12 protein-coding genes are annotated in these 15473 nt (G+C 72.1%); 9 read left to right on the top strand and 3 right to left on the bottom strand.

Going from position 1 to position 15473, the window contains the following annotated elements; genetic code table 11:
• Window positions 1-6 precede the first annotated feature (6 nt).
• The 5 genes from ABZ117_RS20010 to mutM all read left to right on the top strand — a co-directional run bounded on the left by ABZ117_RS20010 (window position 7) and on the right by mutM (window position 3875).
• Window positions 7-1101, top strand: a complete 1095-nt coding sequence (locus ABZ117_RS20010; RefSeq protein ID WP_356822502.1) for an ATP synthase F0 subunit B — start codon at window positions 7-9, stop codon at window positions 1099-1101.
• 128 nt (window positions 1102-1229) lie between these two features.
• Window positions 1230-1883, top strand: a complete 654-nt coding sequence (locus ABZ117_RS20005; protein ID WP_356822500.1) for a YceD family protein — start codon at window positions 1230-1232, stop codon at window positions 1881-1883.
• A 2-nt stretch (window positions 1884-1885) separates the two neighbouring features.
• Complete coding sequence (rpmF, locus tag ABZ117_RS20000; RefSeq protein WP_003951102.1) at window positions 1886-2059, top strand: 50S ribosomal protein L32; 174 nt, start codon at window positions 1886-1888, stop codon at window positions 2057-2059.
• An 8-nt stretch (window positions 2060-2067) separates the two neighbouring features.
• Window positions 2068-2901: a ribonuclease III gene (gene rnc / locus ABZ117_RS19995; RefSeq protein WP_356822498.1), complete on the top strand. Its 834-nt coding sequence runs from the start codon at window positions 2068-2070 to the stop codon at window positions 2899-2901.
• 101 nt (window positions 2902-3002) lie between these two features.
• Window positions 3003-3875 carry a bifunctional DNA-formamidopyrimidine glycosylase/DNA-(apurinic or apyrimidinic site) lyase gene (gene mutM, locus ABZ117_RS19990; protein ID WP_356822496.1) on the top strand — a complete coding sequence of 291 codons (873 nt, stop codon included), beginning with the start codon at window positions 3003-3005 and terminating at the stop codon, window positions 3873-3875.
• Between the two features lie 47 nt (window positions 3876-3922).
• Here mutM and ABZ117_RS19985 read toward each other — a convergent pair whose 3' ends face one another.
• On the bottom strand, window positions 3923-4360 hold the full coding sequence (locus ABZ117_RS19985) for a helix-turn-helix domain-containing protein (RefSeq protein WP_356822494.1): 438 nt from the start codon (window positions 4358-4360) through the stop codon (window positions 3923-3925).
• A gap of 100 nt (window positions 4361-4460) precedes the next feature.
• Window positions 4461-5666 (bottom strand): CAP domain-containing protein, encoded by a 1206-nt coding sequence (locus ABZ117_RS19980; RefSeq protein ID WP_356822570.1) that lies wholly within the window; start codon window positions 5664-5666, stop codon window positions 4461-4463.
• A 211-nt stretch (window positions 5667-5877) separates the two neighbouring features.
• Here ABZ117_RS19980 and ABZ117_RS19975 point away from each other — a divergent pair, with 211 nt between their 5' ends.
• The 4 genes from ABZ117_RS19975 to ABZ117_RS19960 all read left to right on the top strand — a co-directional run bounded on the left by ABZ117_RS19975 (window position 5878) and on the right by ABZ117_RS19960 (window position 12625).
• Entirely contained in the window at window positions 5878-6159 is a 282-nt protein-coding gene (locus ABZ117_RS19975) for an acylphosphatase (protein WP_356822492.1), read from the top strand.
• Between the two features lie 381 nt (window positions 6160-6540).
• The gene (locus ABZ117_RS19970) at window positions 6541-6744 is read left to right on the top strand and encodes a hypothetical protein (RefSeq protein WP_031167290.1); all 204 of its coding nucleotides are present in this window, start codon (window positions 6541-6543) and stop codon (window positions 6742-6744) included.
• A 247-nt stretch (window positions 6745-6991) separates the two neighbouring features.
• Window positions 6992-10978, top strand: a complete 3987-nt coding sequence (locus tag ABZ117_RS19965) for an AAA family ATPase (protein ID WP_356822490.1) — start codon at window positions 6992-6994, stop codon at window positions 10976-10978.
• A gap of 228 nt (window positions 10979-11206) precedes the next feature.
• The gene (locus ABZ117_RS19960) at window positions 11207-12625 is read left to right on the top strand and encodes a sugar porter family MFS transporter (RefSeq protein WP_356822488.1); all 1419 of its coding nucleotides are present in this window, start codon (window positions 11207-11209) and stop codon (window positions 12623-12625) included.
• Window positions 12626-13861: 1236 nt separating this feature from the next.
• Here ABZ117_RS19960 and ABZ117_RS19955 read toward each other — a convergent pair.
• Complete coding sequence (locus ABZ117_RS19955; protein WP_356822486.1) at window positions 13862-15316, bottom strand: cytosine permease; 1455 nt, start codon at window positions 15314-15316, stop codon at window positions 13862-13864.
• Window positions 15317-15473 lie beyond the last annotated feature (157 nt).

The following is a 15473-nucleotide window of genomic DNA, read 5'->3' as shown; positions in this document are numbered from 1 at the left end:
GCACAGGTGGACGTGCAGAAGAAGCTCGACGAGATCGTCTCCACGGTCTCCGGCGCCCGGGGCATGCCCATGTCGGCGTCCTGCGTGGTCAACCGCGCCGAACTGCTCACGCTGCTCGAAGAGGTGCGCCAGGCGCTGCCCGGTTCCCTCGCGCAGGCGCAGGAGCTGATCGGCGACCGTGAGCAGATGGTCGAGCAGGCCCGGCTGGAGGCCGAGCGGATCATCGGGAACGCGCACGCCGAGCGGGGCTCGCTGATCTCCGACACCGAGATCGCCCGCCGCTCGCAGGCCGAGGCCGACCGGATCCTCGCCGAGGCCCGCCAGGAGGCCGAGGAGATCCGCGCCGAGGCCGACGACTACGTCGACTCCAAGCTCGCCAACTTCGAGGTCGTCCTCACCAAGACCCTCGGCTCGGTCGGCCGGGGCCGCGAGAAGCTGCTCGGCACCGGGCCCGGCCTGGACGAGAACGGCTACGAGGACGAGGACGCCCCGGAGCGCAGCCAGGACCCGCAGACCCTGCGCCACAACGCGGACGCCTACGTCGACGCCAAGCTGGGCGCCTTCGAGGCGGTCCTCGCCAAGACCCTGGAGGCCGTCGGCCGCGGCCGGCAGAAACTGCACGGCCGGATCGCCACCGACGACCTCGGTGCCCTCGCCGACGACACCACGACCTTCCAGCACTCCAGCGACGCGGACTACCTCGCCGATCTCACGGCCCTCGCGGACAGCGACCGCGCGGCCCAGCGGCAGCACGAGCCGTCGTACGCGCAGCAGCCCGCCTACCCCACGTCCCCCGGCTACGCGCCCGCGGCGGCGGCCCCCGCCGAGCAGCAGCAGGACCCGTACGCCGGTTTCCCGCACCAGCCGGAGTACGCGCCGCAGCCCGACCCCTACGGCTACCAGCAGGCCGACCCCTACGCCTACCAGGGTTCCTACGACCCCCAGCAGGCCGGCTACGACCCGCAACAGCCCCAGCAGACCCAGCAACCCCAGCAGCAACAGCCCCAGCAGGGCTACGCGCTGGACGAGACCAGCCTCTTCGACACCGGCATGATCAGCGCCGAGCAGCTGAGGGCGTACGAGCAGGGCCGGGGCCTGTAGCCGGACCGGATTGGGTCCTGGGCGCAAGGTCCAGTATCCTGGCTTTTCGGTCGTGTGTATGTCCGCGATCAGCGCTGCCCGCGCACCTACGGGCGGCGTCCCTCCGAGTTCACAGATCGAAAGCAGGAATGGCTCCTCACGCCCGCCTCGACCACCGCAACCCCCTCGTGATCGACACGCACGAGCTGGGTCGGCGTCCGGGCGCGCTCAAGCGCCTCACCCGCCAGATCGACGCCCCCAGGGATCTCGGCATCCAGGGGGTCATCGGAGTGCCGCAGGGCGCCCCGGTGGAACTCGAACTCCGGCTCGAGTCGGTCATGGAAGGTGTGCTTGTCACAGGCACCGCCCGTGCAACCGCCGAGGGGGAGTGCGTAAGGTGTCTGGAGCCGGTCGAGCTGGAGCTCGAAGCGGACTTCCAGGAGATGTTCTCGTACCCTGACGCCGATGACCGGGGCCGCGTGATCGCGGAACCGGGCGACGACGCCGAGGACGACGAGGACAGGCTCTACATCGAGGACGGTTTGATCGACCTCGAGGCCGTGCTGCGTGATGCGGTGGTGCTCGCACTGCCGATGCAGCCGGTGTGCCAGGACGACTGCCCGGGCCTGTGCTCCGAATGCGGAGTGCGGCTCGCGGACGACCCGGACCACCACCATGACGCCGTCGACATCCGTTGGGCGGCTTTGCAGGGACTCGCCGGTTCGACGACGGACGGCGAGAAGGACGAGATGAGCGGCGACGCGACTCGATCAGCGCGCGTCGACGAGAAGCAGGAGAAGTAGCCGTGGCTGTTCCGAAGCGGAAGATGTCGCGCAGCAACACGCGCCACCGCCGGTCGCAGTGGAAGGCTGCGGTCCCCACCCTGGTTGCGTGCGAGCGCTGCCACGAGCCCAAGCAGCAGCACATCGCGTGCCCGTCTTGCGGCACCTACAACAAGCGCCAGGTCCTCGAAGTCTGAGCGGGCTGGTGAGAGGCACTGTGTCCAGTCCCAAGAAGGACGCCAAGGCGGACGGTTCCGCCAGGAAAAAAGTGGACAACCAGGCCTCGTCCCACGCGCTTCTGGAAGGGCGGCTCGGCTACCGGCTCGAGTCCGCCCTTCTGGTGCGCGCGCTGACCCACCGTTCCTATGCGTACGAGAACGGCGGTCTGCCGACGAACGAGCGGCTGGAGTTCCTCGGGGACTCCGTGCTCGGCCTCGTCGTCACGGACACGCTGTACCGCATCCACCCCGACCTGCCCGAAGGCCAGCTGGCCAAGTTGCGGGCCGCGGTGGTCAACTCTCGTGCGCTGGCGGAGGTGGGGCGCGGCCTCGACCTGGGCGCCTTCATCCGGCTCGGCCGTGGTGAAGAGGGCACAGGCGGCCGGGACAAGGCGTCCATTCTCGCCGACACCCTGGAAGCGGTGATCGGCGCGGTCTATCTCGATCAGGGCCTCGACGCGGCGTCCGAGCTGGTGCACCGGCTCTTCGACCCGCTGATCGAGAAGTCGTCCAATCTCGGCGCAGGCCTGGACTGGAAGACGTCCCTGCAGGAGCTGACCGCGATCGAGGGGCTCGGCGTGCCCGAGTACCTGGTCACGGAGACCGGCCCCGACCACGAGAAGATCTTCACTGCTGCTGCCCGCGTCGGAGGCGTCTCGTACGGCACCGGCACCGGCCGCAGCAAGAAGGAGGCGGAGCAGCAGGCCGCCGAGTCCGCCTGGCGGTCCATCCGGGCCGCGGCGGACGAGCGTGCCAAGGCGGCCGAGGAGGCCGTCGGGAACGCTGTGAAGAACGACGACACGTCGTCCGCCACCGCCTGACAGAGCACCACCCGAGCGCCCGTCCCGTCTGTACGGGGCGGGCGCTCGGTCCGTCCACGGCGTTACGCTGCCGCTGCCCGCAGATCTGCCCGAGGAGCCCCGTGCCCGAGCTGCCCGAAGTAGAGGTCGTCCGGCGTGGCCTGGAACGCTGGGTCGCCCACCGCACCGTCGCCGAGACCGAGGTGCTGCACCCGCGTGCGGTCCGCCGGCACGTGGCCGGCCCCGACGACTTCGCGCACCGGCTCAAGGGCCACCACATCGGCGTCCCGCGCCGGCGCGGCAAGTACCTGTGGCTGCCGCTGGAGGAGACGCACCAGTCGGTCCTCGCCCACCTCGGCATGAGCGGCCAGCTGCTGGTCCAGCCGCACACGGCGCCCGACGAGAGGCACCTGCGCGTCCGCGTCCGGTTCGCCGACTCCCTCGGCACCGAACTCCGTTTCGTCGACCAGCGCACCTTCGGCGGGCTGTCGTTGCACGACAACACCCCCGAGGGCCTGCCCGACGTCATCGCGCACATCGCCCGCGACCCCCTGGACCCGCTCTTCGACGACGAGGCCTTCCACCAGGCTCTGCGCCGCAAGCGGACCACGATCAAACGGGCCCTGCTGGACCAGTCGCTGATCAGCGGGGTCGGCAACATCTACGCGGACGAGGCGCTGTGGCGGGCCCGCATCCACTACGAACGCCCGACGGCCCGCCTCACCCGCCCGGTCACCGCCGAACTGCTCGGCCACGTCCGGGACGTGATGAACGCGGCCCTGGCGGTCGGCGGCACCAGCTTCGACAGCCTGTACGTCAACGTCAACGGCGAGTCGGGCTACTTCGACCGCTCCCTGGACGCGTACGGCCGCGAGGGCGAGCCCTGCCGCCGCTGCGGCACCCCCATCCGCCGCCGCCCCTGGATGAACCGCTCCAGCTACTTCTGCCCCACCTGTCAGCGAGCGCCCCGCGCCGACGCGCCCGGCCGCGGCTGAGAGCCCCGGCCGGGACGCGGGCGACGGCGGGCGGAGAGGTCCCGCGGCTACGCCGGCCGCCGGCCGTCGTACGCCGCGCGCGCCGCCAATACGTCGTCCATCGCGCCCTCCACGCAGTGGATGAGCGCGAGCAGCCGCTCGGCGACCCGGCGGCCCAGGGGAGTCAGTTCGTAGTCCACGCGGGGCGGGTTGGTCGGCTGGGCCTCGCGGTGCACCAGGCCGTCGCGCTCCAGCGCGTGCAGCGTCTGGGACAGCATCTTCTCGCTCACCCCGTCGACGCGGCGGCGCAGCTCGTTGAAGCGCAGCGAACTGTCGTACAGCGCGCCGAGCGTCAGCCCGCCCCAGCGGCCCGTGACGTGCTCCAGCGTGCCGCGCGACGGGCAGGCCCTGGCGAACACGTCGTAGGCGAGGTCCTCGTGGTCCGGGGCGCCGTCCCCGGCGGTGTGCCCCGTCGTGTCCCCGGTGGTGGCGTTCGTACCGCTCATCCCACCAGCGTACGTGAGCACAGCGCCCACCGACAGGTGGCGCTAACCATGGGTTAGCCGACCGTGCCCGCCATGGGTTGGCTACCGTCCGGACCGTGGCTCAGTACCCGAAGTCCTGGGTCCACCACGGGCCGCCCGCACCGAAGTGCACGCCGACGCCGAGGGTCTTGAAGTCGGGGTTCAGTATGTTGGCGCGGTGGCCGGGGCTGTCCATCCATGCCCGCACCACGGCCGCCGCGTCGGTCTGGCCGCGGGCTATGTTCTCGCCGCCGAGGTCGGTGATGCCGGCCCGCGCGGCCCGGTCCCACGGTGTACGGCCGTCGGGGTCGGTGTGGTCGAAGAAGCCGCGCGCGGCCATGTCGTCGCTGAACACCCCGGCCAGTGAGGTCAGCGAGGAGTTCGCCGACAGCGGGCTGGAACCGGCCTTCGCCCGCTCGTCGTTGACCAGCTTCAGCACCTCGGCCGCGGCGGCGGCCTCCGCCGACACGGTCACCGGCGCGGCGGTCGGCGTCGGCGCCTTGGTGGCCGTACGCGACGGGGTGCCGCCGGGCTCTGCCGACGTGGACGGTGTCGCCCTGGGTGTCGTGCGCGGTGCCGGCTTCCCGGCGGCCGTCTCCGACGGGGCCGGAGCGTGGGAGGCGGCCGGCTTCGACGCGGAGGCGGAGGCCGAGGCGGAGCCGGAGGCGGAGGGCGAGGTGGATGCGGAGCCGGAGGCAGATGCGGAGGCCGACGGGTTCGGCGACCGGGTGCGCCCGGTGCCCGGGGCGGCGGTGCCGGGGCCGCGGCTCTCGGCGGTGCCCGAGGTGCCGCCCTGCTCGCTCGCGGTGTTGCTCGGCGTGTCAACAGCCTGCACCCGGTCCCCGCCGGTGGTGTGCGTACCGCCGCCGAGCTGGTAGTGCTCCAGGCCCGGCACCACACCCGTGGCCACCGCGACCGTGCCGAGGGCGACGGCCGCGGACACCCCGAGCAGACCCGTACGCACCGGCCGCGCGGCTTTCCTGCCGCGGCGCCGGCCGCCGGGCAGGGGGAATCCGCCGGGCGGGGTGGATCCGCCGCCGCCCGGGTGACCGGACGGGGACGCCGGTGCCTGGCCGGCGTCCGTGGAGAACAGGTAGGCCTGCGCCCTGGCGGTGGCCTCGGCGTAGGCCTCCGGGTTCAGATACGGGGCGATGCCCATGGGCACCGGACGGTCCCCCGCGGACGAGTGCCGGGCGTCGCCGCCCCCGGTGCCGGACGGCTGCGTGCGGTCGGCGGTGGCGCGGCCTGTGGCGGCGCGGCCGGCGGCTGAGCGTCGGTGGCGTCCCATGTCCTTGCCCTCTTCCTCGTGCTCGCGGTCGGCCGGTGCCCGCACGGCGCGCGCCTGTCCGGCCGCGGCCTCCGTGGCGAGTGACTCCCTCTGACCCACCCGACTCACTCGATCGAGTGAGTTTCACATGCGATTCATTGGGTCCGGACGGTACCTCATGCCGCCGGGGGACGACGTGTCCCGGACGACACCGGCCGGTTAGGTTGCAGCCATGAGTGAGGAAGTACGACTGGTCGCCTGGGTCCGTGGACACGTGCAGGGTGTGGGTTTCCGCTGGTTCACGCGCGCCAGGGCGCTGGAGATCGGCGGACTGAGTGGTTTTGCTCTCAATCTGGCCGACGGCCGGGTCCAGGTGGTCGCCGAGGGGACCCGGGAGCGCTGCGAGGGACTGCTGGACTGGCTCCAGGGTGACGACACGCCCGGGAGCGTGGACGGCGTCACCGAGATCTGGGACACACCGCGAGGCGGTTATGAGGGCTTCGCGATCCGCTGAGCCCGTTCCGTACGGACCCGCGGACGGGGGCGCACCGCGTCCCCGCAGATGCCCGCAGAAAGCAGAAACGGCCTGGTGGTTGCCAAGAACGGCCCGGCGTGGCAGGCTCCGCAGGTACTGCTGGTCGCCACGCCCTGAGGGTCCGGAGGAGTCACAGCGCCGCCGGTTTCCCGGTCGCGTGCCCCGGTTCGCCCGCCGATACAGGGTGTGATCGTGTTGACCGTCAAACTTTTTGGTGAGACGCTGAAAGCCCCGCGCACCTTAGCTGTTTGGCATGGAGCAACACCAGGGCAACACTCGGATGTGCCAAGCACCGCGGGTGCGAATCCCTCACGACCCACACCGCATCGGTCGGTCACTCAGTGTGGAGGACCATCCATCATGGCAAAGGCGCTTCTCGGTTACGTCGGCGGCTCCGACCCTCGACTCCTCGCCGAGATGCGACGGTTGCAGCAGCGCGTCCAGGACCTGGAGTCCGAGTTGGTACGGATCCAGGCCGAGAACGAAGCGCTGTCGGCTGCCGCCTCTCAGGACAGGATCATGGAGAGCATCGACGCACACCAGGCGGAGCCTGCGCTCACCTGACAGCTGCATCGCTCCACGACAGCGTTAGCAGCGAACGGGCTGCCCCGTATCAACCGCTCAGTGATCGGACGGCTGCGACCCAGCCGTCGGAACTGCAAGGGACGCTTCGGCGTCCCTTCTTTCTTTTCTCCCCCGTGCATCCTTTCACCCTCTTAACGTCTGGTGTGCCCTGTCCGTTCAATGGCGAAACCGGGGGGTTGCGAGTGTCCGTGGAGTGAGATAGCGGCGGCGGGTAAAGTCCAGCGGCGTGCACCTCAAGGCCCTGACCCTCCGTGGGTTCAAGTCGTTCGCCTCCGCCACCACGCTCCGGTTCGAACCCGGGATCACGTGCGTCGTCGGCCCGAACGGCTCGGGCAAGTCCAACGTCGTGGACGCGCTCAGCTGGGTCATGGGCGAGCAGGGCGCCAAGTCGCTGCGGGGCGGCAAGATGGAGGACGTCATCTTCGCCGGCACCACCGGGCGCCCGCCGCTCGGCCGCGCCGAGGTGTCCCTGACCATCGACAACTCCGACGGCGCCCTGCCCATCGAGTACGCCGAGGTCACCATCACGCGGATCATGTTCCGCAACGGCGGCAGCGAGTACCAGATCAACGGCGACACCTGCCGTCTCCTGGACATCCAGGAACTCCTCTCCGACTCCGGCATCGGTCGCGAGATGCACGTCATCGTCGGCCAGGGCCAGCTCGACTCCGTCCTGCACGCCGATCCGATGGGCCGCCGCGCCTTCATCGAGGAGGCGGCCGGTGTCCTCAAACACCGCAAGCGCAAGGAGAAGGCGCTCCGCAAACTGGACGCGATGCAGGCCAACCTCGCGCGCGTGCAGGACCTGACGGACGAGCTGCGCCGCCAGCTCAAGCCCCTGGGCCGGCAGGCGGCGGTCGCGCGCAGGGCCGCCGTCATCCAGGCCGACCTCCGCGACGCGCGCCTGCGCCTGCTCGCCGACGACCTCGTCCGCCTGCGAGAAGCCCTGCGCGCCGAGATCGCCGACGAGGCGGCCCTGAAGGAACGCAAGGAGACCGCCGAGCAGGAGCTGAACAAGGCCCTGCACCGCGAGGCGCTGCTGGAGGACGAGGTGCGGCGCCTCACCCCCCGCCTCCAGCGGGCCCAGCAGACCTGGTACGAGCTGTCCCAGCTGGCCGAGCGCGTACGCGGCACCGTCTCGCTGGCCGACGCCCGCGTGCACAGCGCCACCTCCGTGCCTCCCGAGGAGCGGCGCGGCCGGGACCCCGAGGACCTGGAACGCGAGGCCGCCCGCGTCCGTGAGCAGGAGGCCGAGCTGGAGGCGGCCCTGGAGGCGGCGCAGCGGGCGCTGGACGACACGGTCGCCCACCGCGCGGAACTGGAGCGCGAGCTGGCCGTGGAGGAGCGCCGGCTGAAGGACGTCGCCCGCGCCATCGCCGACCGCCGCGAGGGACTGGCCCGGCTGTCCGGTCAGGTCAGCGCCGCCCGCTCACGCGCCGCCTCCGCGCAGGCCGAGATCGACCGGCTGGCCACGGCCCGCGACGAGGCGCGGGAACGCGCGGTCCGGGCGCAGGAGGAGTACGAGGCCCTGAAGGCCGAGGTCGACGGCCTCGACGCCGGCGACGCGGACCTCGCCGAGCGGCACGAGGAGGCGAGGCGGCGGCTCGCGGAGGCGGAGGCCGCCCTGGGCACGGCCCGCGAGGCGGTCACCGCGGCCGAACGCCGGCGCGCCGCGACCCAGGCCCGCCACGAGGCGCTGGCGCTCGGTCTCCGGCGGAAGGACGGCACCGGCATACTGCTCGGGGCACGGGACCGGCTGACCGGAGTGCTGGGTCCGGCGGCGGAGCTGCTGACGGTGACCCCCGGCTACGAGGCCGCCCTCGCCGCCGCCTTCGGTGTGGCGGCGGACGCGATCGCCGTGACCACCCCGGCGTCGGCGGCCGAGGCGCTCCGCCTCCTGCGCAAGCAGGACGGAGGCCGCGCGGCACTCCTGCTGGCCGGCCCCCCGGAGCAGCCACCGCCACCACCCACCCCGGCGGACGACACCCTCCGGGCCATCCCCGCAGACCAGACCCCCCGGGAGACCGGTCCGGTGCGCCAGCCCGGCGCCCGTGACGCGGACACGCCCGCTGCCCCGGTCGAGGCCCTGGGCCGTACCGGCGGGGAGGGTGCCGGTGCGCCGGGCCCTGCCGACGGGTACGCGCCCGTTGCCGGGACCGGCGCCCCGGGCCGCACCGTCGCCGGCTCGCCCGCTCCCGGCGATCTCCTGCCTGCCGACGCCTCCGCCGGCCGTGCCGACGCCTCCGCCGACCCTGACGCCGGGCCCCCTGCCTCCGCCGACTCTGACGCCCGGTCCGTAAGCCCTGCCACGGAGTCCGTCGACCACAGCGCCGGGCCCCCTGCCTCGCGCACCGAGTCCGCCGGCCGTGCTGTCCACGGGGTTCCGGTCCGGTCCGGTGCGCGGTCCGGCGCGCTGCTTCATGCCGCCGATCTCGTCCGTGGACCCGGTGAACTCATGCCCGCCGTACGCCGGTTGCTGCGGGGGATCGTCGTCGTGGACGACCTGGATGACGCCGAGGCCCTCGTCTACGCGTGTCCGGAGCTGACCGCCGTCACGGCCGAGGGCGACCTGCTCGCGGCGCACTTCGCGCACGGCGGTTCGGCCGGTGCGCCCAGTCTGCTGGAGGTGCGGGCCTCCGTGGACGAGGCCGCCGCCGAGCTGGCGGAACTGGCGGTGCGCTGCGCGGAGCTGGCCGAGGAGCAGCGGGTCGCGGCCGAGCGGCGTGCCCAGGCCGCGGCCCTCGTCGAGGAGCTGGGGGAGCGGCGCCGGGCCGCCGAACGGGAGAAGTCGGGGGTCGCCCAGCGGCTGGGCCGCCTCGCCGGGCAGGCGCGCGGCGCCGCCGGGGAGGCGGAACGGTCCGCCGCGGCGGCCGCACGCGCGCAGGAGGCGTCGGAGAAGGCCGTACAGGAGGCCGAGGAGCTGGCCGAACGGCTGGCGGTGGCCGAGGAGATGCCGGTCGAGGAGGAGCCGGACACCGCCGTGCGGGACCGGCTCGCCGCCGACGGCGCCAACGCGCGTCAGACCGAGATGGAGGCCCGGCTCCAGGTGCGTACGCACGAGGAGCGGGTCAAGGGGCTCGCGGGACGGGCCGACTCGCTCGACCGGGCGGCCCGGGCGGAACGCGAGGCACGCGCGCGTGCCGAGCAGCGCCGCGCCCGGCTGCGGCACGAGGCGGCCGTCGCGGGAGCGGTCGCCTCCGGGGCCCGCCAGCTGCTCGCGCACGTCGAGGTGTCCCTGACCCGCGCCGAGGCGGAGCGCGCCGCGGCCGGGACCGCCAGGGCCCGGCACGAGGAGGAGCTGACCGCCGCCCGCACCGCGGGACGCGAGCTGAAGGCCGAACTCGACAAGCTGACGGACTCCGTCCACCGCGGCGAGGTGCTCGGCGCCGAGAAGCGGCTGCGCATCGAGCAGCTGGAGAGCAGGGCGCTGGAGGAGCTGGGCGTGGAGCCGGAGGGGCTGGTGACGGAGTACGGGCCGCACCAGCCCGTGCCGCCCTCGCCCCCCGCCGACGGCGAGGAGCTGCCGGACGACCCCGAGCACCCCCGTAACCGGCCGCGCCCCTTCGTGCGCGCCGAGCAGGAGAAGCGGCTGAAGGCGGCCGAGCGGGCGTACCAGCAGCTGGGCAAGGTCAACCCGCTGGCGCTGGAGGAGTTCGCGGCGCTGGAGGAGCGGCACCAGTTCCTCGGTGAGCAGCTGGAGGACCTGAAGAAGACCCGCGCCGACCTCCTCCAGGTGGTGAAGGAGGTCGACGAGCGTGTCGAGCAGGTCTTCACCGAGGCATACCGGGACACCGCCCGCGAGTTCGAGGGCGTCTTCGGCCGGCTGTTCCCCGGCGGCGAGGGCCGCCTGGTGCTGACCGACCCCGGCAACATGCTCGCCACGGGCGTGGACGTCGAGGCGCGTCCGCCGGGCAAGAAGGTCAAGCGGCTGTCCCTGCTGTCGGGCGGTGAACGGTCCCTGACGGCCGTCGCGCTGCTCGTGTCGATCTTCAAGGCCCGGCCGAGCCCGTTCTACGTGATGGACGAGGTCGAGGCCGCGCTGGACGACACCAACCTCCAGCGGCTGATCGGGATCATGCGGGAGCTGCAGGAGGCCTCGCAGCTCATCGTGATCACGCACCAGAAGCGCACGATGGAGGTCGCCGACGCGCTGTACGGCGTGTCCATGCAGGGCGATGGTGTGTCGAAGGTCATTTCCCAGCGCCTTCGGTAGCCCGTTTTCAAGATCCACTGACTCTATGTTCACTTCTTGAACACTGAGTGTCGATCTGTATCTCAAAGCTCACAGTCATCGGACTATTGACTTCGAAACTTGAAGGCATAGTCTCTGCAACGTTGCTTTTACCTTCAGGTGTGAGTGGTGTGAAGTTGTGCCCCACTGGATACCTGGAAGGGATCTACCCCACCCCGGCAGCGTTGCCGCGGCCCGAGGAGTTTTTCCGTGACCAGCACAGCGCAGGCACCTCAGCCAGGAGCCAGGACGGCTCATCCCGATCATCTCGGGCACGTCATCTTCATCGCGGCGGCTGCCGCCATGGGCGGTTTCCTGTTCGGTTACGACAGCTCCGTCATCAACGGCGCCGTCGAGGCCATCCGCAGCCGCTACGACGTCGGTTCGGCGGCCCTGGCCCAGGTCATCGCGATCGCCCTGATCGGCTGCGCCATCGGCGCCGCCACCGCCGGCCGCATAGCCGACCGGATCGGCCGCATCCGTTGCATGCAGATCGCCGCCGTCCTGTTCACCCTCAGCGCCGTCGGCTCCGCGCTGCCCTTCGCGCTGTGGGACCTCGCCTTCTGGCGCGTCATCGGCGGCTTCGCCATCGGCATGGCGTCCGTCATCGGCCCGGCCTACATCGCCGAGGTCGCCCCGCCCGCCTACCGCGGCCGGCTCGGCTCCTTCCAGCAGGCCGCGATCGTCATCGGCATCGCCATCTCCCAGCTGGTCAACTGGGGCCTGCTCAACGCCGCCGGCGGCGACCAGCGCGGCAAGCTGATGGGCCTGGAGGCCTGGCAGGTCATGCTCGGTGTGATGGTCGTCCCGGCCGTCCTGTACGGCCTGCTGTCCTTCGCGATCCCCGAGTCGCCCCGCTTCCTGCTCTCCGTGGGCAAGCGTGAGCGCGCCCGCGAGATCCTCGCCGAGGTCGAGGGCAAGGACATCGACCTGAACGCGCGCGTCGCCGAGATCGAGCACGCGATGAAGAGCGAGCACAAGTCCACGTTCAAGGACCTGCTCGGCGGCGGTTTCTTCTTCAAGCCGATCGTCTGGGTCGGTATCGGCCTGTCGGTCTTCCAGCAGTTCGTCGGCATCAACGTCGCGTTCTACTACTCCTCGACGCTGTGGCAGTCGGTCGGCGTCGACCCGACGGACTCGTTCCTCTACTCGTTCACGACGTCGATCATCAACATCGTCGGCACCGTGATCGCGATGATCTTCGTCGACCGCGTCGGCCGCAAGCCGCTCGCCCTCATCGGCTCGGTCGGCATGGTCGTGGGTCTCGCGCTGGAGGCCTGGGCGTTCTCCTACGACCTCGTCGGCGGCAAGCTGCCCGCCACACAGGGCTGGGTCGCCCTGATCGCCGCTCACGTGTTCGTCCTCTTCTTCGCCCTCTCCTGGGGCGTGGTGGTCTGGGTCTTCCTCGGTGAGATGTTCCCGAACCGGATCCGCGCCGCCGCCCTCGGCGTGGCCGCCGCCGCGCAGTGGATCGCCAACTGGGCCATCACCGCGAGCTTCCCGTCCCTGGCCGACTGGAACCTCTCCGGCACGTACGTGATCTACACGGTCTTCGCCGCGCTCTCCATCCCGTTCGTCCTCAAGTTCGTCAAGGAGACGAAGGGCAAGACCCTGGAGGAGATGGGCTGAGCCTCGTAGCGAGGCCTCCCCGAACTCGGGGAGAAGGGCCAAGTCCCCGCTGCCCCTCTCCTCGTACCGTCCGCCGCCCCCGGTCCCGGCCACTGCCCGGACCGGGGGCGGCGGTGTGCATGTCCGGCCTCACGGCCGCGAAGCCGCCGGAGCGGCAGGAGCCGAAGCCCGCGGGAACGGAAGCCGCCGGAGCCGGGCGAGCCGGGGCCACGGGCGCCGGCCTCCCGGATGCGGCGCGCGGTACGCAGCCGCCTCCCCGGCGTCCCCGGCGTCCCCGGTGTCCCCGGTGTCCCCGGCAGCCCCGGTGTCCCCGGTGTCCCCGGCCTCCCCGGCGTCCCCGGTGTCCCCGGCCTCCCCGGCGGCCCCGGTGGTCCCGGCGGTCCCGGGGTCATCAGGCGCGGGGCGCGGGCCGCCGGTCGCCGGCGTCGGTCACCGAGCCGGGACAACAGCACCCGCTCCGCGAAGAGCGGTGGACCCCTCACCTTCCGTCCCCCAACAGCGCCGGTCCGGACGCCCCGCAGGACGGGCGGCCCGGGGGTCCGGGGTCCGGGGGGCCAGAGCCGGGCGATCCGAAGCCGCGCAAGCCGACGAAGCCGAAGCGGCGGGCGCGGGCCCGCCGGGCGGGACGCGCGGCCCACGTGCCGCCCCTCATCGGGCGCGGGGTCGCGGTCGGTCGCCGCGTCGGTCACGGCGGTTCGGGCCGGCTGGCGGAGGCCGCCGGGCACGCGCAGTGGGCCGCCGGGCAGGCTCCGCCGGTGCCGCGACGCATCCGCTGCCGCTGCACGTGCGGATCGAGCGCTGCCGCCGGGACAGCGGCACGACGCGGCGCTGGACCTGCACTGGGACGACCCAGGTCAGCACCCGTTCCGCGAACAGCCGTGGACCCCGCCGCCCCCGTCTCCCACCGGCGGCGCCCGGTGCCGCCGTACTCGGCGGTGCGCGCCCGGCAGGAACGGCAGCTCAGGGGGCCGGAGCCGCGGGCGCCTCCCTTCCGGATGCGGGCGCGCGCTCGCCGCGTTCTCGTCGGCGGCTCCGGAGGGCACCGGGGGGAACGGCCGGTCGTCGGTCGGTCACCCAGCCGGGACAGCACCTGCTGCGCGAACGACGGCGGACCCCCTGCGACGCTCCGGGCGCCCGGTAGGCACGGCAGCCGGGGCCGGTCGTACCCCCGTCGTACGGGACGCGGAAGTCCCCCTCCCCGAGTGGCTCGGGGAGGGGGACGGTGGCCGTTGTGGGTCAGACGGTCAGGGGCTCGGGCTCCGGCTCCGGCGCGGGCGTGGCGGTCGCCGGGCGATCGACCGCGGGCTTCGGCAGCACCAGGTACAGCACACCGGAGATGACGACCGTCGCCACCCAGCCGAGGCCGTACTCGCCGATCACGTTGTTCTTCGCGAGCGGGCCGGTGAACCAGTCGGACGTGGTGAACATCAGCCCCGACAGCAGACCGATCGCCCACGCGGCCACGGCCGCGGGGGAGAAGCCGCCCCGGTACCAGTAGGCGCTGGTGCGCGTGGTGTCGGCCATGGCCCGGCCGTCGTACTCCGTGCGGCGCAGCATGTCCGCGCCGAAGACGCCGACCCAGGCGGAGAAGGCGACCGCGAGCAGGGACAGGAAGGCGATGAAGGAGCCCATGAAGCTCGTCGCCACCAGCATCAGCACACCGCCGAAGACCAGCGAGATCACGGCGTTGACCGAGACCGCCCAGTGGCGCGGCACCTTGAAGCCGAGGGTCTGCGCGGTGAAGCCCGCCGAGTACATCGACATGGAGTTGATCAGCAGCATGCCGATCAGCGCGATGACCAGGTACGGCACCGCGATCCACGTCGGCAGGATCTCGCCGAGGAAGGACACCGGGTCGGTGGCCGAGGCCAGGTCCGGCGTGGACACCGCCATGACCGCGCCCATCAGGACCATGGGCAGGACGACGACACCGGCGCCGCCCACCGCCGTCCCCACGATCGCCTTCGAGGACGCCGTACGCGGCAGATAGCGGGTGAAGTCCGGCGCGGACGGGATCCAGCTGACGCCACCGGCCGCGATCATGCCGACGCCGGTGATCACCGAGGCCGTGGAGCCGGCACCGTGGTGCATGACCTTCGACCAGTCGGTGTTCGCCACCAGGTAGCCCAGGACCAGCACGGAGAAGAGACCGAAGAGGTACGTCGCGTACTTGTTGCACTTCTGCACGGCGTTGATGCCGAGCCCGGAGATCACGAAGGTCGCCACGACGAACGCCAGCAGCATCACCATGTCGAGGACGCTGTTGGCCCTGATGCCGAACAGGATGTCCAGGATGGTGAGCATCGCGTAGGCGCCGGTCACCGCGTTGATCGTCTCCCAGCCCCAGCGCGCGACCCAGATCAGCGAACCGGGCAGCAGGTTGCCGCGCTGTCCGAAGACCGCGCGCGACAGTGCCATGCCGGGGGCGCCGCCCCGCTTGCCCGCGATGCCGATCAGCCCGACCAGGCCGTACGACACGACCGGCGCGGCCACGGCGACGACCAGCGCCTGCCAGATGTTCAGGTGGTAGGCCACGACCAGGCTGGCGCCCATCGTCAGCAGCAGCACGCTGATGTTCGCGCCGACCCAGGTGGGGAACAGCTCGCGGGTCCGCGCCGTGCGCTCGTGGTCGGGGACCTGCTCGATGCCGCGGGTCTCGAGAGCGCCTTCGGTCTCGACGGTTTTGCTCATGAAAGAGGTGCCAGACATGGGGGGACAGGGGGACGAGGGGACTCTACGCGCGTGGACAGCGGTGTCACCATCGTACTTTGCTCCGAGTCCTTGCGTTAAGTGGCGTTTGTCTCTCGGAGGAAGCCACAAGCGAGGTCCCCGGGAGGCCTATGGCCGA

This window comes from Streptomyces sp. NPDC006309, from assembly GCF_040613095.1.
Lineage (GTDB): Bacteria > Actinomycetota > Actinomycetes > Streptomycetales > Streptomycetaceae > Streptomyces.
The sequence above is the reverse complement of the archived record's forward strand: the minus strand, read 5'-3'. Positions and strand labels throughout refer to the sequence as shown.